Origin of the sequence: Pseudoalteromonas sp. OOF1S-7 (assembly GCF_022347765.1) — a bacterium.
GTDB lineage: Bacteria > Pseudomonadota > Gammaproteobacteria > Enterobacterales > Alteromonadaceae > Pseudoalteromonas.
In genome coordinates this window covers 41,323-62,635 of sequence record NZ_JAKRFZ010000005.1, presented here as the reverse complement: position 1 = coordinate 62,635, position 21,313 = coordinate 41,323, and the positions used below count along the sequence as shown (strand labels likewise).

Below are 21,313 nucleotides of genomic sequence, written 5' to 3'. Positions count from 1 at the left end.
GGCGCTGCGCATTATCCCCGCTAAAATAGCTCTATGTCGGTTTGTGCCGGTACGTCTTCTTCGCCCCAGGGTTTGGCCATCTGATTCAGGCTCTGGATCAGTTCATGGCGCACTTCGGTTATCTCACCCAGTTTGTAACGGATAATTGAAAAATCATCGTTGATCAGTGAAAAATGCTCAAATAATAGCTTTGCCTCTGCCTGTTTGCCATTGGCCTGCTCGCAGCTTACATACTCTGAAAACTGCGCCAGTTTGTCATTATAGGCGCTCGCCACTTCTCCCAGCTGGTCGCTCAGCTCCTCAAAGGCGAGGCCGATTTGCTCCACTTTTGTTAGTGCCACTTCACTAACTTCCATATCTTTGATTTTGGCATTGGTGGCTTCCAGAATGTGCGGCAGCAGATCTTTATAGCGCCCGTACAAACCGACATCATCTGTTGGCATGTTTTTAATCAGCAAAGACACTTTGGGATAATTAATAATGGTGCGGCGACCAAAATCGACAAAGCGGTCGCCATCGCGGTGTTTTTCCAGCAGCTCTTGCTCCAGCGGCTGAATAGCCCCTTCCTGCGAGTAAAACACTTCGCTGTCGTGGTACCAAAACGCCACCGCGACCTGAAGCTGTAACGGCACAAAAAACTCAAAAAAGTACTCCGACAGCGTGTTCAGGTCATGGGCATGATACGACTGGCCCACATAGCGCATTATGCGGCCCATATCACCCGAATCCGACATAGCGATTTCAGCGGTGATCTGTGCTTTTTGTACATCCTGCTTAAGCTTGAGCGACTGGCGACGATATTCGTCCAGTACTTTGATCCGTGCCAGCATTTCATCGCTGTCGAACGGTTTAACAATATAGTCTGCCCCACCGGCGTTATAGCCACGCATCCGCTCAGAAATGGCGCTTTTGGACGATAAGAACATCACCGGAATATCGCACAACTGCGGGTTGGCTTTTAATCGCTCACACACCTCAAAGCCGGAAGGGCCGGGCATTTCAATATCGAGCAGGATGATATCCGGGCGCTGCTGCGCCGCCATTTTTAGTCCTTCTTCGCCACTGTAAGCGTGAATGACTTTGCAACTGTGCAATAAGGATTGTTCAACAATGTGGTGTACCAGTTTATCGTCGTCAATGGCCAGTACTAAATTGCTCATGCAGCGGTCCCTACAAGGTTAGTTCTTTAAAACAGCATAGCGTGAACTGTCTAATTTGCGAATGGAAAACACCACACAAAGTGCTTATGTGGTGTTTTTGAGGCGGCTCTGGTGGCATGCGGGGAACAGATGTTCAAAACGCCACCAAAGTGCAGTACTTATGCTGCTTTTTCGATGCCACTGTGACGCAGCAGTGCGTCTACACTTGGCTCGCGACCACGGAAGCGGGTAAACAGGGCCATAGGCTCTTCTGAACCGCCCTTCTCCAGGATATGCTGCATAAAGTCAGCACCGGCCTGACGATTGAAAATCCCCTCTTCTTCAAACCGCGAGAAGGCATCCGCAGATAATACTTCGGCCCACTTATACGAGTAATAACCCGCGCTGTAGCCACCGGCAAAAATATGGCTAAAGCTGTGCTGGAAGCGATTGAACTCGGGCGCTTTCACCACGGCGGTTTTTTCTCGTACGGCATTCAGCGTTTGCTGGATCTGGCACGGCCTGGCCGGATCGTAATCGGCATGAATATGGAAATCAAACAAGGAGAACTCCAGCTGACGCAGCATCTGCATCGCCGACTGGAAGTTTTTCGCCGCCAGCAGTTTATCGAGTAGCTCTTTTGGTAATGACTCACCCGTTTCGTAATGACCAGAGATAAAGGCCAGCGCTTCTTCCTCGTAGCACCAGTTCTCCAGGAACTGACTGGGCAGTTCCACGGCATCCCAGGCAACTCCATTGATCCCCGCAACCGGTGCGGCATCAACCTGAGTCAGCATATGGTGAATACCATGACCAAACTCATGGAATAAGGTCGTGACTTCGTTATGGGTAAACAACGCAGGTTTATCGCCTACCGCTTTATTAAAGTTACACACCAGGTATGCCACCGGCGTTTGTAGCTCGCCACTGGCACGCACTTTACGGCCCATGCAGTCATCCATCCAGGCGCCGCCACGCTTGTGCTCTCGGGCATACAGGTCCAGATAGAAATGACCGCGTAAGGTATCCTGCGCATCATGAATAGCAAAGAAACGCACATCAGGATGGTAGCTATCAAAATCTTTAACCTCAGAGACTCTGATGCCAAACAGGCGATGTACGGTTTCAAACAAGCCTTTGAGCACCGTATCGGCGGGGAAATAAGGACGCAGTAGCTCATCGGATATGGCGTACTTCGCCTGCTTAAGCTTTTCGCCATAGTAGCCGTAATCCCATGCGGCCAGCTCAGTCGCGCCATGTTCTTTTTCTGCAAATGCTTTAAGCTCAGCCAGCTCTTTTTCGGCCTGTGGCTTAGCGTGCAAGGCCAGGTCGTTTAAGAAAGTAAAGACCTGCTCCGGCGACTGTGCCATTTTGGTCGCCAGCGATTTATCTGCGTAGCTGTCAAAGCCCAGCAATTGTGCCAGTTCGTGACGCAGTGCCAGCTCCTCGCTCATCAGTGCTGAGTTATCAAATTCGTTGGCGTTGGGCCCCTGATCTGATGCGCGCGTCACAAAGGCGCGATACATTTCTTCACGCAGTTCTCGGTTATCCGCATAGGTCATCACCGGCAGATAAGACGGAATGTCTAAAGTAAACACCCAGCCTTCTAATTCTTTACTTTGCGCCGTATGCGCTGCCAGCGCCAGTGCAGACTCTGGTAAGCCAGACAACTCGGCCTCGTCGGTGACATGCTTAGTCCAGGCCTGTGTCGCATCCATCACGTTATTACCAAATTTGGCGGCCAGCTCCGACAAACGCGCGCTGATCTCGCCATAACGCTTCTGTTGCTCTGGTGCCAGTGCAATGCCCGACAACTGGAAGTCTCGCAGTGCATTATTAATGGTTTTTTGCTGCGCCGTGCTAAGCGTCGCGAAGGAGTCAGACTCTTTCAGCGACTTATAGGCCTTATACAGCCCCTGATGCTGACCAACATAAGTACTATATTCAGAGATCAAAGGCAGGCAGGCATCATAGGCCTGACGCAGTGCGTCGCTATTGACGACCGAATGCATATGCGACACAGGCGACCACATGCGAGACAGCCTGTCATCGACTTCTTCGAGCGGCAGGACCAGGTTTTCCCAGCTGTATGAATCGTTTTTTAAGACTTCATCTATGGTGTTACGGCATTGCTCGATGGCCTGTTTAAGTGCCTCTACAACGTGTTCTGGTTTGATTTTTGAAAACGGTGGCAAGCCTTCCATGCCAATTAACGGGTTAGTCATAACGCCTCTCTCTTGATCTTTGCATATCTCATGTATTTGGGGTGTTTTTTGACAAAAAACAAGGCCTCCTAGCCAATCCTGATAAATTAAATAGGGTCGCTGTATGGCAATACACGCGCTGTTCACTCGCAACCTCACTCGTTCATCGAAAAAAGCGATGACCGTCATCGGAAAAATTCATCCCGCCAGACTTTGCCCCGGCAGATATAGTGTTAAGCTAGGGCCATTTATCAGCATTTATAGAGATTAAAGCATGGCACAACATTTTGATTATATCGCCATTGGTGGCGGCAGCGGCGGGATTGCCTCGGCTAACCGGGCGGCAATGCGCGGCGCGAAAGTCGCCCTTATTGAGGCCAAACACATGGGCGGCACCTGCGTAAATGTGGGTTGCGTACCTAAAAAAGTGATGTGGCATGGCGCACAGGTTGCCGAAGCCATTAAGCTGTACGCACCGGATTATGGCTTTGATGTAGAAGTAAAAGACTTCAACTGGGGCAAACTGGTCGAGAGCCGCGAAGCCTACATTGGCCGTATCCACCAGGGCTACAACAAGTACCTGGCCAGCAATGGCGTCACTGTGATCAACGGCTTTGCCAAATTTGTTGATAACAACACGGTTGAAGTCAACGGCGAGCACTACACTGCCGACCATATCTGTATTGCCGTGGGTGGTCGCCCGTCCATTCCGAATATCCCGGGTGCTGAGCTGGGCATTGATTCCAATGATTTCTTTGAACTCAAGGCACAACCAAAAAGCGTGGCCGTGATTGGCGCGGGCTACATTGCCGTTGAGCTGGCAGGCGTACTGCACAGCCTGGGCACAGAAACGCACCTGTTTGTGCGTAAACATGCGCCGCTGCGTAACTTTGACCCTATCCTGGTCGACACCCTGACCGAAGTCATGGACAAAGAAGGGCCAACACTACACACCCACAGCGTACCTAAGTCACTGAGCAAAAATGACGACGGCAGCGTGACTCTGCACCTTGAAAATGGCGAATCACACACAGTTGAGCAAGTGATCTGGGCGATTGGTCGTGAGCCAGTGACTGATAAAATCAACCTGGCTGCCACCGATGTGGCCGTCACAGACGGCGGCTATGTCAAAGTCGACGAATATCAGAACACCTCGGTATCTGGCGTTTACGCTTTGGGCGACATCATGGACGGCGGCATTGAGCTGACCCCTGTTGCGGTTAAAGCCGGTCGTATGCTGGCCGAGCGCCTGTTTAACCCGGAGATGCCCAACGTCAAAATGGACTATAACCTGGTTCCAACCGTGGTCTTCAGCCACCCGCCGATCGGCACCATCGGCCTGACCGAGCCAGAAGCCATAGAGCTGTACGGCGAGGACAACATCAAGATCTACACCTCGACCTTCGCCGCCATGTACACCGCCGTCACTCAGCACCGCCAGCCATGCAAAATGAAATTGGTGTGTGCCGGTGAGGACGAAAAAATCGTCGGCCTGCACGGCATCGGTTTTGCGGTTGATGAAATGATCCAGGGTTTTGCCGTGGCCATGAAGATGGGCGCCACCAAAGCCGACTTTGACTCGGTTGTGGCTATTCACCCGACGGGATCTGAGGAATTTGTGACGATGAGATAAACCTCTTCGTAATCAATAAACTAAAAACGCGAGTCTGCTACAGCTGCTCGCGTTTTTGAAGGGCTTTTAAATGAAGGGATAGAATTATCCCCCACGACAACCCTATCTGAACAGAGCGTAACGGTGCTTTATGCACATTATTCCCTCTTAGGGTGATTCTGCCCTACTTGTTTTAACCATATCACGATACTGACTCGGCGTTTTCCCTGTGTATTTTTTAAACACCTGATTAAAGCTAGATTTTGAATTAAATCCGCAATCGTAGGCAATATTAATTAACCTGTCACTTTTAGGTCTTTTTCCCAGTTCCTCAATCACCGCATCCACCCTTAATTGGTTTACCAGCTCATAGAACCCACCTGAAGAATGCAGGGCCAACACATCAGACAGCTGATGCCTGCTTATATTCAGTTTTTCTGCCAGTTGAATTTGGCTGAAATCAGGTTGTAGATGAAGTTTGTTGGTTCTGAGCTCTTGCTCGACCAACATCAAGAGTCCTTTTTGTTGCGTTGATACCTCAGGTTTGATTTGCTCAGCGAGGTCTTTAGCAGTATCAGTCATATCCTCCTTTGCGAGAACACGATTAAAGCCTGCAGGCCTCCCATAGCAAATCAACAGATAACTTATAGAAAATATGCCCACCACAGTAGACAAATAACTCAAAGCAATCAGCATATCTGATTTATCAAGTTCCATAATTACGGCTGTCACAGAGACGATAAACACACTGACCATCATCAGGCAACAAATCAAAGTGACGACAAGCAACCAACACAGTTGGCTAAAAATACTGCTATTGCGTTGTTTCAACCAAAACATAAAAATCTGCCAACTACCATAAGCCAGATAAAGACAAAAATGCCCTGCCGTTACCAGGGGTATAATGGAAAATCGCTCAGTAAAGGGTCTGGTTGATACTGTATGTAAGTTTACAGCTTGCTCAGCCAGGAAATCACTTTGCTCATGCAGTGATATTGAACAGAGATAACCTACCCAAACGAGAAAGGGTAATAGATGAATCACATCTTTTTTATTAAATCGATACGCTGAATCCGTCATTGTCATAACAAACGCCATAAAAATGGGACCCAGTAATAAGTAGCTATTTAAGCTCTCCCAAATTGTAATGGGTAACATATCAGGTTTAAAAAGACCGCCGTCGACATAGAAGCCAACGCACATATTGGTTGAAATGAGAAGTATAAAAACAGCTAGCAATCTGCCCGGACCAGAAAACCCTAAGAGATACATAGATTGAATGCAGGCTTGAATACAGCCTAAGGCAACGATATTACTAAAACTGAACATCAAGACTCCCTTTTATTCAAAAACACGTCCAATCTGGCCTCTTCGCACCTTTCAAAAAGAAATAAAAAACAGACAAATCAAAAAGGTAAAAATAAACAGTCCATACTGGCCTGTATCACCGAAAAGCGCTTGGCATGAGCTTAACATACAAAACTACACCAACAAATTAGAGGTTAAGTATGAAGTCTAAGATAGAGTTACTATTCAATTACATTGTCATCGTAATCGCAGTGGCATATGGCGCTATGGTATTTATAAGCCTTAATTTTAAACTTACTCCGGAACAGATGAGCAACCCAGGCATGGTCATCGCATTTTTAATCTCCTGCACGCTCAACATTGCAAGATTAAAAGAAAAAGAGGCAAGCTTTAGAATTCACCTTACTTCTCTGTTCGCGAACATACTCACGTTTAGTTACGCAGCAGCATTCGCGGTGCAAGATCCGTGGGTAGCGAAAGTCGTCACGACGATTTTAATGGGGTTAATACTGGCGTTTTCTTTATCTGGAGCACTCCAGTGGAAAAAAGGTGCTGGCAGTCAAAAAGCATATAGTACTCAGCATTGAAGGGACACAAACACAGACAAGCAGAGGTGGATATAAACCTCTGCTTGTTAAAAACCAACATAACTTCTATATAATTGAATGATTTATCAAAGCTAATCGAAATAAAAACCAGCGTATTCATTATATAAAAGAAAGTCATGAATCAATCACACAACAAAAAAACACCATTGTTAGTTTCAATTTTCGACTCATTGCTTTTTCAGAACTTCATTGTTGATTCCAGCAATTGATCAGACGTCAGATTACGGCTTCTGTTCAGAACATAACCCACTCTAACATCTGATTGTATTGAGTTTAATTACTGCGAAGACTTACCTTCGCCTTTGCTTGCAGTCGCAACCCGGTTTTCAATATGAACCGCGCTGTACTGGTTCAGGTCCTGTACGTAGACCGCACCGGACTCTTTGCCGTTGGCGTCATGATGTGGGGTGGCTATCACAGCTTTACCGTCGGAGAGATCGACGTTCCAGCCGAGTTGATCGCCTGGCTGCGCATGTTTAGCAACCACTTTGGATGAATAGTGCCAGCCTTCAGCGTGTTTTTTATAAACATATAATGCGCCAGTGTCTTTGCCCTGCGCATCATGATTCATGGCGCTGATGATGGCGGTATCGCCGCTCAGTGCTACACCGCGACCAAAGCGATCATCGGCTGCACCATCAGGAGAAGTCAATTTCTGCGCCTCGGTCCAGCGCGTGCCCTGTCGCTCAAAAATATAGGCAGAGCCGGCATCCACGCCCAGACCCTCTAAGTCATCGCGTCGTGCAGAAATCAGTGCCGTATCCCCCGAAATTGCGACCCTGACGCCAAAGATATCGGTGTCACCACCATCAGAAGCCATCAACTTAGCCTGCTGATGCCATTGCTCCCCGTCTTGCACGTAAATGTATACAGCGCCAGCGTTTTCTGCGGTTTTATCATGTAAGTCAGCGCCAACGATAATGGTGTTACCATCTATCGCGACATCGATGCCAAATAAATCTCCCGCAGCGCCATCGCTGGCGGTGATTTTGCTGTGGTAGCGCCAGCTCCCCCCTGTGCGCTGAAAAATATAGGCAGCACCAGCATCATTCGCTTTTGCATCGTTACGCGGCGCGCCAATGACCAGTGTCTTGTCTGTTAATGCCAGGCTCTGGCCAAAGGCATCTCCGGGTTTGGCATCGGGCGCGGTAAAAATCTGCGTCTGTGTCCATTTATCGGCATAGCGCTCAAAGGCCACCACCGCGCCGGCATCTTCGCCTTTATCATCGCGCCTCATGCCACCGAGCATGGCGGTATGATTATTCAGAACCACCTTGCCACCCAACGTGTCGTCGGCGAACAGGGGTGAGACGATCAGCTTAGCCTGTTGCTGCCAGCCTTTATCACCGAGCACATACACATACCCGACACCGCCATCTTTGATGCCATTCACATCGGCCTGATGTGCGCCCACCAGCACCGTATTGCCGTCAATTGCCGCGCCGTAGCCAAAATAATCTTGCGCCCTGCCATCATTAGCCAATAATCTGTCTTGTGCAACGCTGTGACCGGCAAGTACGGTCAGTATGGCGCAGACGCCATATTTCATGGTTGGTTTTAACTTCACCCGTTCCTTCCTCATCTTTCCAGTTAGCCCTGTATAACCTGTCTGATTTTTGATTGTTTTTCAATAGTCTGATTCAGCATTTTGACAAATTCAATTTGTGCAAACAGGCTAAAAGCTCCGCGAACACTTTACTCAAGATTGGCACAAAATCATTCGTATCCATACTCATGCGCCATTCCACATAATCTGGAAGATAGCTACTTTGTTTGAGGACTCAGGGTAGGATTAACCTGAACACACAACTGCATTTGCGGATCCAGAATAATTGACCATGATTAGATAAACTGGCCAAGTTGATCTGATTATGAAAAGTCTCAAGGTTCAAATTGCACTTTACCTTACTCTGCCTACCCTGATTGTGATCTTTGCAATTATCGTGTTGTTAGCGTCAATGTCCATGGATCTGACACGACAACAGGCTGAGCACTCACTAGCACAAACCGTGAGAAACGTCGCGCTTGAGTTAAACCAGCAGAACGCAATCGCCTCCAGAACAGCAAAAATGTTAGTGTTAGCACAAGAGAATGGCCTGTTTGGCAATCGTGACAGCTCACTGGCATTGAGCAGGAGGACCCTGGCTGAATTTCCCGAATATACAGGTGCCTATTTTGGTTACGAGCCCAATGCCGATGGCCAGGATCAGCAGGCCAGCGACTCCACACAGGTTGCACAAAGCGTGGATCAATCAGGGCGCTTTTTGCCTTACTGGTACCGAGATGGCGGCAGTATTGCCATTGCGCCCCTGGTGGATATGGAATCCAGCCTTTATTACAATGGCGTGAAGCAACGCTTTTTAAAATCCGCTCAGGCCACTGCTATGATCACCGAGCCCTATATCTACGAGGGCAACATGATAGTGGAGTATTCCTATCCCATCATAGCCAGTGGCGAATTCCAGGGGATCGCGGGCGTAGACAAAGCGCTGGATGAGGTCAGTCACTATCTGGACGGCGTGAAACAGCGCACGGGCATTGATCTATTCCTGCTCAGCCAGAGTGGTAAGGTTATCGCCGCCACCTTTGAGAATCAGTCACTACGCACCAAAGCACTGACCCAAACCCCATATGCTGGTATATTTGGCCAGTTATTTAAAGACAAGCGCAACAGTCAGATCACGCTGACTACTGATCCGGTGCTCAAACAATCGTATTACTTTGCATCTGCCTACATCTCATCGGGAGAGTGGCAAGTGATAGGCAGGGAATCAGAAGATACCGTGCTCTCCCAAGTGCAAGCGATGTTTGGCAAAATGGCCCTGTTCAGCATCGTGTGCATGATAATTCTGATCGTCCTTTCAGTCTGGTTTATTCAAAAAATTAGCCAACGCATCGAACGAGCAGTCGCAATGGCTGAACAAGTGGCGCAGGGTGATATTTCAGGGATCACGCAGCACACAAGTGTTCAGGAAGATGAAATTTCAAAAATGGAAGCCAGTCTTAGTCGCGTCGTCGACTCCTACCGTAGTATTGAGAGGGCCTGCTTATCTATCACTCAGGGGAATTTCGATATCGACATGCAGCTGCGAAGTGACAAAGATCACGTTGCTATAGCAATTAAAACCATGGCGAAACGTCGTAAGGAAATTGGCCAGGCACTACGCAATCACAATCAGGTGATCTGTGCCAGTACCCGCAAGCAAAATCAGGAGCTAGAGAGCGTTGCAGCTTCCACCAACGAAATGTCCGCCACCATTTCTGAAGTAGCGAATCTGGCTACCCAGTCTGCCGACAAAGCCCATGCTGCTTTGCAGGCGGCCAAACACACTCAGAGCGACCTGACTCGTACTGTCAGCGAGATCCGGGCTTTATCGGACGAAGTTAATTCCGTTAAACAAGCCATTAGTGAAGTGGCTACAAGCAGCGAAAACATAGGCAACATTGTGAATGTAATCAATATGATCGCCGAACAAACCAATTTACTGGCCCTGAATGCCGCCATTGAAGCCGCAAGAGCGGGTGAACAAGGCAGAGGCTTTGCGGTGGTCGCCGATGAAGTCCGGAGCTTAGCGTCTAAAACACGTGCTTCAACGGAGGAAATTAATGAGTTGATCAGTCAGCTTAGTATTGGGGTAAACGCAGCGGTATCAAAAGTTCAAAACAGCGTTGAATCCTCCCAAACGACAGCAGAACAAAGCCGCGAGGCTGTCGCCTCGCTTGATGGCATCGTAAGCTCAATCGACGGCATTAGCCAGGATATGACTCAGATAGCCGCCGCAGTAGAGCAGCAAAGTGTAACCTGTGAGGCGATCAACGAAAATATCAACGTGATCCATGAAGAAGCCAGAGAATTAACCGCCCTTGCGAATCAGGACAAGGGTTAACCACATTGATAGAACTGGGCTGGCTGAGTGAAAAAACACGAGGTCAGCCCAACTGCCACCTCAGGTAACTGAATAACTTGTCAATACAATTCCCTGCTCCATATTCCGTGCAAATTTATCCGTTATCCTCGCAGTAGAAGTACCTAAAATAAAAAGTCTAAGGATTTCACAATGAATACCAAGTTAAATGCGCTCTGTCTGGCGCTTGCACTGGGCACCTCGGCGCAGGCGATGGCGGCCTGTAGCGGGCTTGCCGGCGGCGCTTCGGCCTATCTGGACGGCGACACACTAAAAGTTGCGGGGTCAGGCCACAGCGAACAATTCACCCTCAGTAAATCGGGCGATACCCTGACTGTGACCCGTAAAGTGGGTAGCAGCAATAGCTGTGAAACCTTCTTTATGAGTCAGATCAGTGCACTTGAAGCACGCCTGGGTAACGGTTCCGACTCGTTCGATGCCAGCAGTATTTCGGTGCCGCAAACCTTATACGGACAATATGGCAACGACACCCTGATCGCCGGCAATAAGAACGATCGTCTCTACGGTGGCCGGGGCAACGACACCCTTAAGGGCAACAGTGGCAATGACCAACTGTTTGGTGAAGACGGCAGCGACACACTCCACGGCGGCTGGGGTAACGACCAGCTTAAGGGCGGCAATCATCATGACAAGCTGTTTGGTGATTATAACGACGACACCCTGTGGGGCGATGATGGCGGCGATCTACTGATGGGTGGTCAGGGCGCCGATACCCTGTACGGTGGCAACGACAACGACTATCTTGGTGGTGGCTGTCGCCTGTCTAATGCGAACAATGGCTATATCTATGAACAGGGTGGCTGCAATAGCAATAAAGATGGTGCCGACAAGCTATATGGCGGTGCAGGGCATGATGTGCTCAGCGGTGACAAGGGCAATGACACTTTATATGGCGAGGATGGTAACGACTATCTGACCGGCAATGGCGGCCGTGAAGATCGCCTGCACGGGGGTAATGGCAACGACGCCCTGTTCGAAAATGGTGAAAACAACCCCAATGGGCTGCGCTGGCATAAAGCCTGGGGTAACAATGGCGATGATATCCTCTTTACCAATGGAGAAAACTCCAACCAGGAAGGCGGAAAAGATAATGACGTGATCATCACGTCGTCCAGTGGCTTTGAAGCGAAAATTCATGGCGGGAAAAGTGCCGACTACATCTGGACTGCCGACGCAGCGCCTCAGGGCACCTGTGGTAAAGGCAAAGATAAGGGCATGGTGTTCCTGAACAGCTGTGAAGGCACCACCTGGGTGAAAGACTACCAGGGTCTGCTGTCTAAGGTAGATAAGAGAAGTAACTTCAATAACCCGTATTACGAGGCCGCCAATGCCGTGGTTGAAATGTCTGGTGAATACTCAGGCTACAACAATGGCTGGCGCAGCCTGGGTGTGCGTCCAACTCCTTTATACGACATTGTATCCGGTGCTGTCTTTGCCCGCTGGCTGAGCGATCAGTCTACGCTGCCGTACTCTTACTATGAGTGGCGGGTTGATTACAATGTCGGAAATTCCGGTATTTACGGCACTTACTTTAACTGTATGGAAAACAATGTGGCCTATATGTGTCGCCACATCATTCAGCAAACTGAGACCTGTTATAACAGCAGTGGTGACTCCATTAGCTGTAGTTAACTTGCTGTACTCCGCCCGACAAGGAGGTTGGGAACTGAATGTGCTGCGTGCTCTGGCCGTGGCGAAGCAATTAAGGTAAAAATAGCATCACGATTGGATTTGCCGACACCAGGGTGTTGTTATGGCTCAGTTACTTTATATTGCCGCTGCGTTGTTAATGTTAGTCTCACTGGCTCATTCCTATCTGGGCGAGCGCTATATCCTTACCCGGCTGTTTAAACGGAATAATCTGCCTCACCTATTTGGCAGCAGCGACTTCACCATCCGAACACTGCGTTTTACCTGGCACCTGACATCAGTTGCCTGGCTGGGTTTTGCTGCGCTCTTGATTGCCCTTGCGGCACCAGAGTTCACCCACACACATCTGTTGTATATCACCGCAGTGACATTCACGCTGCATAGCTTAATTGCGTTGTTTATATCAAAGGGAAAACATTGGTCATGGCTGTTATTTGCACTGGTCAGTATGCTGCTTTTGATGTGTACCATGTAACAAGTACAAAATTAGTATGCACGTTAAAGGCAAGTTTATACCTGGTTGCTCAAAAATTTTTAGCCCGGCGAATGTTCGGCTACTCATTTCTCATACTATTGAATTAGTCAACAGCGAAACTGTGCGCTCACAGCAGACTGGCTGAACGCTTCATTTCCAAAGCCTCCGGGTAAGAATTGTAACATTTTGACTTAAAATAACATTCACTCTAATTTTTTGCTTACACCTAGCTTCAATTTGAGTACAATTTGCTGCCAGTCGGCATTTAATTGTATTTAAAAACAAAATAAAAGGACGCTTAACTGTGCATTCATCGGTAAAGGAAACCATTCCTTTGTCTTACAACGCTTGTTTGCTGTCACGTAACCAGGCTTTTCTCGCTAACTTACTTCCAGGCACTGTATATCAGCAACTCGTCTCACTGTGCCAGTCAGATGTTCAGCAACTCACTCATGACTTTTATGGTGCAGATCCCTTAGCCAGTTGTCAGGCTCAGGTCAATTTATTTTTGCAGCACCCTCAACACCTGAGTGCGCATTTTAAAACGATCCCAGAAACGCAAAATGCGCATCAGTGTGCAATTAATCAAATGAATACACTGGCCAGTGAACTGGGCTGGCGCCCCAATTCCAAACCACAGCGCGGCACTTTAATCGTACTGGGGAGCGGCGCGGGCTATCACATCAGTGAGCTGCTTCAGCAGATTAATTACAGCGATGTGATACTGATTGAACCACATGCAAAGCAATGGGCGATGACCTGCCTGCATACCGATCTGGTGGCATTACAAAAGCAATGCGAACAGCGTAATGGCAGCTTCACCCTGCTCAACTGTAACGAGTTTACACACTTTGAACGGGCGTTGAAGCAACTTGTACAGCAGCATGGTACGCAACTGGTGGCGGACATCAGTGTCTTCCGACACTACGCACACCCCCTATTTGACCAGATCTTGTCTGAGTTTAAAGCCTGGCGTAATAGTGCCCTGAGCATGTGGGGCTATGTAGAAGATGAGCTAATGGGGCTCAGGCATACGCTGATCAATAGCCAGAAACACAGTATCGCGGATCACAGCGATGCACTGATTGCCATAGGGGAAGTTCCGGTGGTTGTGGTTGGCAATGGCCCGTCACTGGACAGAGATATCGAATATTTAAAATCAGTTCGCAACCGGGTACTCATCGCATCCTGCGGCACCGCCTTAAATGCGCTATTGCACAATAACATAGTGCCCGATCTGCAAATTGAGATGGAACGCACACCGGCCACTTTCTATCTCAAGCAAGCACAGCTGACCGACCCAAGACTCAACAAGGTTGTGCTGATTGGGCTGAATACACTGTACCCGCCATTTGTTGAGCAATTTCCTCATCGCCTTTTGTTTGCCAAAGGCCATGATCTGGGAGCCCATGTGGTTGCCAGCCATAAATCAGGATTAAAACCCTTATTTCACTGCAATCCCACAGTCACAAATATGGCCAGCGCTGCGTTGTGCCGACTTGGGTTTCATCATCTGATCCTCATCGGCTGCGACTATGGCTATGAGACACCACAACAGCATCACAGCCGGCACTCAGGTTATTTCAACCCGGACAGCGCGCTGTCCTCAGCCAAATTTGCTGCGGAGCTCAGTGTACCAGGTAATTTCTGTGATTCAGTCTATACATCAAGAATTTACAATGAATCCCGGCTGGCACAGGAAGCGCTTATCCGCACTCAGCCGCAGCTGCGTGTAGACAACGCAAGCCATGGTGCATTCATTCAGGGCACTCAGAGTATTGCACTACGTGATATCCCGCTTGCCAGGCAGGATATGGATACCATCAGGAGTATACTACAAGCCTGTGCCGTGGCGCACACACCGCACCAAGTCGACGCGACTGCATTGTTGGAAACTGCGATTCGACTGCTCAAACAACTGCAGGCAGACCTTAAGGCGGCACGCACCTGCTATGAGGTACAAAATGCCCTGACCGCCGTGCTAAGGCAGTTGAACAGTCAGCCTGAGCTGGCATTGAGCCATATTGTACTCAGTGGTTCAGTTAAGTATCTCAACTGCCAGATTGCAAGCCATATCAACCACTTACCGCCAGGGGAAAGACAACATTACATCATACAACTGCGCCCCTGCCTGGACGAGTTTTGTACATCCGTTTTAACTAAATTGTCTCTGTGACAGTAAACTCCAATCGTAACTATAAGGATAGAAAATGAAGTTCAATATTATGACTGTGCTGCCCGTTGCACTTGCTGCAACCACAGCAGGCAAATCTATTGCAAGTACGGTAGACGCCATCATTGATGGTCAACAAGCCCCTTATCACGAAACAGGTTTTGATCGACAAGCGTTTGATGAGAGCCTGATGTCAAGTGACTCATTTGGTGCGAACGATTCCTTTGGTGGCAGCGACTCATTCGGCGCGAACGACTCCTTTGGTGGCAGCGATTCATTTGGCGCGAACGACTCCTTTGGTGGCAGCGATTCATTTGGCGCGAACGACTCCTTTGGTGGCAGCGATTCATTTGGCGCGGGAGACTCATCTGACACCCTCACTGGTGACATTACGCCATTCCCAACCAACAACACCAACCCTATGGGTGACTTTATGCACCTCGGTGTACTCTATTTGGAAATCAAGCGTGACCCGTTGGGCGAGTTCGAGGAATACCTGCGTGTTTGTGTTAAATCAAGCAGACACATGATCATCGGCACCAACTCAGATTTCGATATCAACCAACAGTCACGCAGATACATAATGAAAGGCCACTATGGTAAAAATTCGCATGGTGAAAAGTTTCAGGCACTGAAACTCAACCTGAATGATTACCAGAGTAATAAACAAGAGCGGATCAGGCTGTTAAAGGCAGATGACAGCGCAGGGAAGTATGAGTTTTATGGCACGACTTCATTAAGAAAGCAGCACCAAGGTGAGATCCGTGCTTACTACAAAGGAGAGAGTGCATACTATTATGAATACTGTACAAGTACTTTGGGCTATGACTACTAAACACATATAACCTGCCACAGAGCCCGGACAAACCAGCCCGGGCTCGTTCTTTAAAGCTCTTCTTCATCAAGCTATTCAACACACCAAAAATGATATATTATAACAAATCAAATTACTGTACGCAGCGGTACGTTTGACATCCCTGCACGAGTGCAGCACGGATCAGGATGAGGAAACCATGAGAAATCTATCTGAGAAACTGGACAAGTACGCCATTAGTCTGTCTGCGATGTGTGTCATGCATTGCTTGTTCGTGCCCCTGCTGGTTGCCCTGCTTCCGGCGTTCGGTGCTACCTTCTTTTCAGATGAAACATTTCATCGCTGGTTACTTGTTGGTGTGCTGGTGACCAGCAGCAGCGCACTATTTCTGGGGTGTAAAAAGCACAACCAATGGCGTATTTTAGGCTACGGCAGCGCAGGCATAGGCGTATTATTCTTCGCCGCATTTTTTGCTCATGACTTAATGGCAGAGGAAGGGGAAAAGCTGCTGACGATTTTGGGCAGTGTGTTATTGGTGATCAGCCACTATAAAAACTTTAACCTGTGTCAGAGTGGGCGTTGTCACTAACCACCACCGCGCCTGTTACAGCGCGGCAACGCAACTAAATTGTAGCCTGGTTATCCAAAAAACTTACCCGCATCGAGATGACGTACCTAATCGGGCAGGCTGTAATCAATCTGGAGCGGTATAATACTGTAGCCTTGCTCGATGATCTGTGCCTGAACCTCTGGCATGGCGATTTCACTATGGCAAAACTGGCATCTCCCCTGTTTGATTGACCCTTTTTCTATACCTAGAGAGCACAGGTAGGCATTGGCATATCGCTCAACATGCGGCACATTTTGGTCATTCACCAGCACATCAAAATGCAAATAGTCACCACTTTGGGTATGGACATGAGTATCATAAACATGAATCTTCATCACACGCTCCTACTGACTTTGACCTGGCAGACTCAAATCGCCTGAAGCCACATCAAACACCTTACTCACGCACAGTAATGGCGCATGCACCTGTTGATTGACTCGCAGCCCGGCTGTTACACCATCGAATGAAAAGTTGCTGGCAAAGCCAACCGCCGAAAGCGGTACCCGAACCAGCACTTCGCTTTGCTGGATAGTAAAATCAAACCCAGGGCTGTCAATAAAGATAGGTAAATTAGGCCAGGTTGCTGGTAACTTAGGTGTACTACCGGGTGCAATGTCCTTCACTTTCAACGCTCCCGCACCGCATGCCTTATCTTCTACCAGCACGACCCAGTGACTATGCCAGTTGTCACCGTCATTGGTTTTATTACCATCACCGTCTTCATCGTACAAAGGTGTATCGTCGAAATCCGGGTGGATCGTCAGCGCCAATGCCAGAATGCCCTGATCGGCTTCAAATCCCACCGCGGCACTGTTCAATGATGTTGGCCAGACATAACTGTACACTTGTGCACCAGCCAGAGCACCTTGCTTTTCAGGGTGCTCTCTGCCTGCCTCACCATTCACTGCTTGCTGAAAAATCAGGTGAGTTCCGTCGGTCACCACCTTAGCATGCACAATATCAAAGCTTGCCAAAGTTGCCTCCGTGGCTGGCGCAACAATGTGCCCCAGATGCTGCTGATGGGCAGCAGCGCTTTGTATTAGGCTGCATGCCAGCACGGCACTCATGAAGTGTGATGATGTATTCATAGTGTTTCTCCTTTGAAATATAGTTTTGACTCGAAACCATATTCATTAAATCATCACCACTTTCATCTTGTCAATTAAGTTTTGACTCGATACTATTAATCCATGAACGAAGAACTCTATAACTTAATTGAACGACTGGCTAATTTGCTGCGTCATGAAACCCGCCAGGCAGGTTTGGCGATGGGGCTGCAACCAATACAACAGGAAGCCCTGTACTATCTGTCTACCTGTAATCGTTACTCAGACACATTGCTGGCGGTGACCGACTATCTGGGGTTAACCAAGGGCACAGTGTCACAAACACTAAAAGTACTTGAAACCAAAGGACTGGTAGAGAAGATCAAAGATACCGAAGACAAGCGGATTACCCACCTGACAGTCACTGAGGCCGGACGAACATTTTTAAATCAAACCTGTCCGCCACGGCAGTTTTCAGAGGTGGCCTGCAACCTGCCTGTGCAGACACAAAGTGCACTGCAAGAGGCGCTCACAGAGATGCTCTATCAGTACCAACAACGTAGCGGACGCAATGGTTTCGGAGTATGTCGCCAGTGTAAATATAATCAGTCGTCACAGGGCAGGTTTGTTTGTGGGCTCACAAAAGAATCGCTGTCTGAGCAGGATACCAGGCTGATTTGCAGAGAGTTTACTCAGTGATCTCGTGCAGAGCGCTCAGGCTCGGCACATCGTCAAATAAACTGCTCAGTCAATAAAGTCCAGCGTGAGCAGCAGGCGCGCTTCTCCTGCTGCGGGTGCCGGCGAACGATGAACCAGAGCACCATCTTCATTGCCAAGCCAGCCAGAGCCTTTCAATAGCGCAACGTCGCCGGTGTTGAGTTGCTGAATGTCCGATCTGCCGCTGTAAATGCCGGATTCATGATCCTTTTTGCCTTTGCTGCCCACACCCAGTTTGCTGCGATCAACCTTGTCATGCGGCAACCACTGAGAGGCAATACCACCCAAGGTACTCACCAGCCGACAGGGAATGTGATCCACATGGAACTTAGGGCACATGGCTTTATTGAGTATCGTCAGCCTGAGCCCGGCACGCTTGAGTTCAAACAGCGTGCAGAACATATCCACCAGCATTGCCAAATGCTCGATCAGGGCTGGTTTATCGGCCAGTAAAGTGGATGCCGCGCGCAGTTCGTCCTTTGTATGTTCCGGAGTAACCGCTATCGACAATTGCAGTTCACTGGCAGAACTCAGTAAATCTGCCACTTCTGAATTAAGCGCCTGAGTCAGCGTACATTGCCAGACGCTCAGGTTGATCTCATCCCGATAAATATCCGTCAGAATATTCGGTTCAGGGGATATGGCTGCATACCGACTGGCCGGGATTGCTGGGGTTTCATTGGTGGCTAAAGCGCGATTCATGGTCTTCTCCTACATCTGCATCAAGTTGTGCGGCATTCACAACAAAAGTTACAGTATAACATATCGAATAGTTTTAAACTGGGCAAGGACTGCCTGATGGCAGTCCTTTCGTTGCTGGGGTTATGGTGCGACGTTCAGTCCACGACGCTTAAGCAGCGCTTCGGTGCTCGGCTCTGCACCACGGAACGCTTTATAAGACTCCATCAGGTCGCGGGAGTTACCCACTTCCAGGATGTTTTTACGATAGTGCGTACCAATTTTACGATTGAGCCCGCCCTGTGATTGCACATAGGCAAAGGCATCGGCCGCCAGGATCTCACTCCACATATAGGCATAGTAACCTGCGGAGTAGCCACCTCCCATTGAGTGAGCAAAGTAAGCCGATTTATATCTGGGCGGTACATAGCCGATATTCACGCCATGCTTACTCAATGCAGCTTGCTCGAACTCCACCAGATCCTGCAACGGCGCGTCCGCTGCCAGTGCATGCCACTCCATATCCAGCAGCGCAGCGGCTACATATTCCAGCGTATCAAAGCCCATATTGAAACTGCGGCTGGCAACCACTTTTTGAAGCAAGGCCTGTGGGATCGCTGCTCCGGTTTGGAAATGTTTGGCATAGTTCTGGATAACTTCCGGGTGAATTGCCCAGTCCTCTTCAAACGTTGACGGGAACTCAACAAAGTCGCGGGATACAGACGTTCCCGACAAAGTGGGATATTTAACCTGAGACAACATGCCGTGGAGGCCATGACCCAGCTCATGGAACATAGTGGTGGTTTCTGAATAGCTCAGCAGTGTCGGCTGACCTTCCGGGGCTTTTTCAATGTTCATCACATTCACCACCACCGGGCGCTGCTGGTCAAGGCCTGATTGCTTCACAAACGAACTCATCCAGGCGCCACCACGCTTGCCTTCACGGGCAAAGTAGTCGGCCATAAACAGTGCCAGGCTGGTGCCATCGGCATCAAACACTTCATAGGCTTTCACATCCGGGTGGTAGACCGGAATATCTGAGCGAGGCTTAAAGGTCACGCCATACAGGCGCTCCATGGTGAAGAACAAGCCGTCTTCCAGCACTCGATCAAACTCAAAATAAGCTTTCACCTCAGACTCGTCCAGAGCGAACTTATCCTGACGTACCTGATCGGCGTAATACAACCAGTCCCAGGCAGCCAGTTCAAAGTCTCCGCCCGTGGCGCGAATTTTGTCTTTGATGGCCTGGGCTTCGGCTTCAACGTTTTTCAGCAAAGCAGGCACCATACTGGCAAACATGTCGTAAACCGCAGTTGGTGTTTTCGCCATTTGCTCATCCAGGCCATAATGTGCCCAGCTCTCATAGCCCAGTAGCGCCGCCTTCTTTGCTCTCAGCTGTGCCAGCTGTGCAACAATTTCCCGGTTGTTATTCTCACCTGCTAAGCCACGTTCAGCAGAGGCGCGCCATACTTGCTCACGCAATTGGCGATCTTTCAGCTTAGCCAGAACAGGCTGGCGCGTGGTGTTGGTAATTTTGATCAGATACTGGCCCGGGTGCCCGGCTTGTTCAGCCGCTTGTGCCAGTTGCAAGATATGTGCGTCTGTCAGACCTGCCAGCTTCGCTTTGTCATCAACCAGTACCACATTGCTTTTAGACATGGCCAGCAGATGCTGCGAGAATTCAGTGGTCAATGAAGACAAAGCCGCATTGATCTCGCGGATCTCTTTTTGCTGCGCGTCTGTCAGCCTGGCGCCCGCTCTGACAAATTGCTTGTAATAAACTTCTGTCAGGCGTTTTTCTTCTGCACTCAGGTTAAGCACATTAAGCTGACCATAAACCTGGGCTACACGCTCATACAGTGCTTTGTTCAGATAAATATTGTCGTAGTGACCCGCCAACTTAGGGGCCATGTCAGACTGGATCTCACGGCGCCTGGCGTTTGAGTCGGTATTTGAGAGGTTAAAGAACACCCCCTGCGTACGCTTTAGTAATTCACCACTTCGCTCCAATGCCACAATGGTATTATCAAAACTGGCAGGCTCAGTTTGGCTGATGACGGCGTTTACCTCGGCCATTTGTTCCGCCATGCCTTGCTCAAAGGCTGGCATAAAGTGCGCGTCATTAATGCGGGTAAAATCAGGTGATTGATATTGCAATGTGCTTGATACCAGTAATGGGTTGCCCTCAGTTAGCGTCGCAGACGCCGCCGTATTTTGCAAGCCTGATGTACGATCCCCGCCCGTGCAGGCCGTCACCAGTAAGGCAGAACTCACCGCCAGTGCAAGTAACTTTTTCATCGTTGATTCTCTCATCTGTAAATTAGAATCAACATGTTATAATATAACAAAACAT

Annotated in this window: 17 protein-coding genes; 9 read left to right on the top strand and 8 right to left on the bottom strand. The window is 49.0% G+C overall.

Annotation, left to right across the window (positions count from 1 at the left end):
* Positions 1 to 20: 20 nt before the first annotated feature.
* On the bottom strand, positions 21 to 1,160 hold the full coding sequence (locus MHN33_RS09330) for a response regulator (protein WP_239397714.1): 1,140 nt from the start codon (positions 1,158 to 1,160) through the stop codon (positions 21 to 23).
* A gap of 158 nt (positions 1,161 to 1,318) precedes the next feature.
* Positions 1,319 to 3,364 carry an oligopeptidase A gene (gene prlC, locus MHN33_RS09325; RefSeq protein ID WP_239397713.1) on the bottom strand — a complete coding sequence of 682 codons (2,046 nt, stop codon included), beginning with the start codon at positions 3,362 to 3,364 and terminating at the stop codon, positions 1,319 to 1,321.
* 253 nt (positions 3,365 to 3,617) lie between these two features.
* Between prlC and gorA the strand changes: the two genes are divergently transcribed.
* Positions 3,618 to 4,976: a glutathione-disulfide reductase gene (gene gorA, locus MHN33_RS09320; RefSeq protein WP_239397712.1), complete on the top strand. Its 1,359-nt coding sequence runs from the start codon at positions 3,618 to 3,620 to the stop codon at positions 4,974 to 4,976.
* Positions 4,977 to 5,123: 147 nt separating this feature from the next.
* Here gorA and MHN33_RS09315 read toward each other — a convergent pair whose 3' ends face one another.
* Positions 5,124 to 6,284 (bottom strand): helix-turn-helix domain-containing protein, encoded by a 1,161-nt coding sequence (locus tag MHN33_RS09315; RefSeq protein ID WP_239397711.1) that lies wholly within the window; start codon positions 6,282 to 6,284, stop codon positions 5,124 to 5,126.
* 179 nt (positions 6,285 to 6,463) lie between these two features.
* On the opposite strand from MHN33_RS09315, the gene MHN33_RS09310 reads away from it, so the two are divergent.
* Positions 6,464 to 6,850: a hypothetical protein gene (locus MHN33_RS09310; RefSeq protein ID WP_239397710.1), complete on the top strand. Its 387-nt coding sequence runs from the start codon at positions 6,464 to 6,466 to the stop codon at positions 6,848 to 6,850.
* A 298-nt stretch (positions 6,851 to 7,148) separates the two neighbouring features.
* On the opposite strand, the gene MHN33_RS09305 is transcribed toward MHN33_RS09310, so the two are convergent.
* Positions 7,149 to 8,438, bottom strand: a complete 1,290-nt coding sequence (locus MHN33_RS09305) for an FG-GAP repeat protein (RefSeq protein WP_239397709.1) — start codon at positions 8,436 to 8,438, stop codon at positions 7,149 to 7,151.
* Between the two features lie 304 nt (positions 8,439 to 8,742).
* On the opposite strand from MHN33_RS09305, the gene MHN33_RS09300 reads away from it, so the two are divergent.
* The 6 genes from MHN33_RS09300 (at position 8,743) to MHN33_RS09275 (ending at position 16,498) form a co-directional block, all read left to right on the top strand.
* Positions 8,743 to 10,758, top strand: coding sequence for a methyl-accepting chemotaxis protein (locus MHN33_RS09300; protein ID WP_239397708.1), 2,016 nt, complete (start codon positions 8,743 to 8,745; stop codon positions 10,756 to 10,758).
* A 171-nt stretch (positions 10,759 to 10,929) separates the two neighbouring features.
* Complete coding sequence (locus tag MHN33_RS09295) at positions 10,930 to 12,429, top strand: calcium-binding protein (RefSeq protein ID WP_239397707.1); 1,500 nt, start codon at positions 10,930 to 10,932, stop codon at positions 12,427 to 12,429.
* Positions 12,430 to 12,550: 121 nt separating this feature from the next.
* The gene (locus MHN33_RS09290; protein WP_239397706.1) at positions 12,551 to 12,922 is read left to right on the top strand and encodes a hypothetical protein; all 372 of its coding nucleotides are present in this window, start codon (positions 12,551 to 12,553) and stop codon (positions 12,920 to 12,922) included.
* Positions 12,923 to 13,226: 304 nt separating this feature from the next.
* Positions 13,227 to 15,098, top strand: a complete 1,872-nt coding sequence (locus MHN33_RS09285; RefSeq protein WP_239397705.1) for a 6-hydroxymethylpterin diphosphokinase MptE-like protein — start codon at positions 13,227 to 13,229, stop codon at positions 15,096 to 15,098.
* A gap of 34 nt (positions 15,099 to 15,132) precedes the next feature.
* Entirely contained in the window at positions 15,133 to 15,930 is a 798-nt protein-coding gene (locus MHN33_RS09280) for a hypothetical protein (protein WP_239397704.1), read from the top strand.
* A 178-nt stretch (positions 15,931 to 16,108) separates the two neighbouring features.
* Positions 16,109 to 16,498: a MerC domain-containing protein gene (locus MHN33_RS09275; protein WP_239397703.1), complete on the top strand. Its 390-nt coding sequence runs from the start codon at positions 16,109 to 16,111 to the stop codon at positions 16,496 to 16,498.
* Between the two features lie 86 nt (positions 16,499 to 16,584).
* Here the strand turns inward: MHN33_RS09275 and MHN33_RS09270 are convergent, their stop codons facing one another.
* Positions 16,585 to 16,854: a DUF2024 family protein gene (locus MHN33_RS09270; protein ID WP_239397702.1), complete on the bottom strand. Its 270-nt coding sequence runs from the start codon at positions 16,852 to 16,854 to the stop codon at positions 16,585 to 16,587.
* 9 nt (positions 16,855 to 16,863) lie between these two features.
* Positions 16,864 to 17,607, bottom strand: a complete 744-nt coding sequence (locus MHN33_RS09265) for a hypothetical protein (protein WP_239397701.1) — start codon at positions 17,605 to 17,607, stop codon at positions 16,864 to 16,866.
* Positions 17,608 to 17,709: 102 nt separating this feature from the next.
* Here MHN33_RS09265 and MHN33_RS09260 point away from each other — a divergent pair, with 102 nt between their 5' ends.
* A complete protein-coding gene (locus tag MHN33_RS09260; RefSeq protein WP_239397700.1) occupies positions 17,710 to 18,264 on the top strand; it encodes a MarR family winged helix-turn-helix transcriptional regulator in 555 nt (184 codons plus the stop codon).
* A 45-nt stretch (positions 18,265 to 18,309) separates the two neighbouring features.
* Here MHN33_RS09260 and MHN33_RS09255 read toward each other — a convergent pair whose 3' ends face one another.
* Together MHN33_RS09255 and MHN33_RS09250 are read right to left on the bottom strand one after the other, a co-directional pair.
* Positions 18,310 to 18,984 carry a DUF1826 domain-containing protein gene (locus tag MHN33_RS09255; RefSeq protein WP_239397699.1) on the bottom strand — a complete coding sequence of 225 codons (675 nt, stop codon included), beginning with the start codon at positions 18,982 to 18,984 and terminating at the stop codon, positions 18,310 to 18,312.
* A 120-nt stretch (positions 18,985 to 19,104) separates the two neighbouring features.
* The gene (locus MHN33_RS09250) at positions 19,105 to 21,258 is read right to left on the bottom strand and encodes a M3 family metallopeptidase (RefSeq protein ID WP_239397698.1); all 2,154 of its coding nucleotides are present in this window, start codon (positions 21,256 to 21,258) and stop codon (positions 19,105 to 19,107) included.
* Between the last annotated feature and the right edge of the window lie 55 nt (positions 21,259 to 21,313).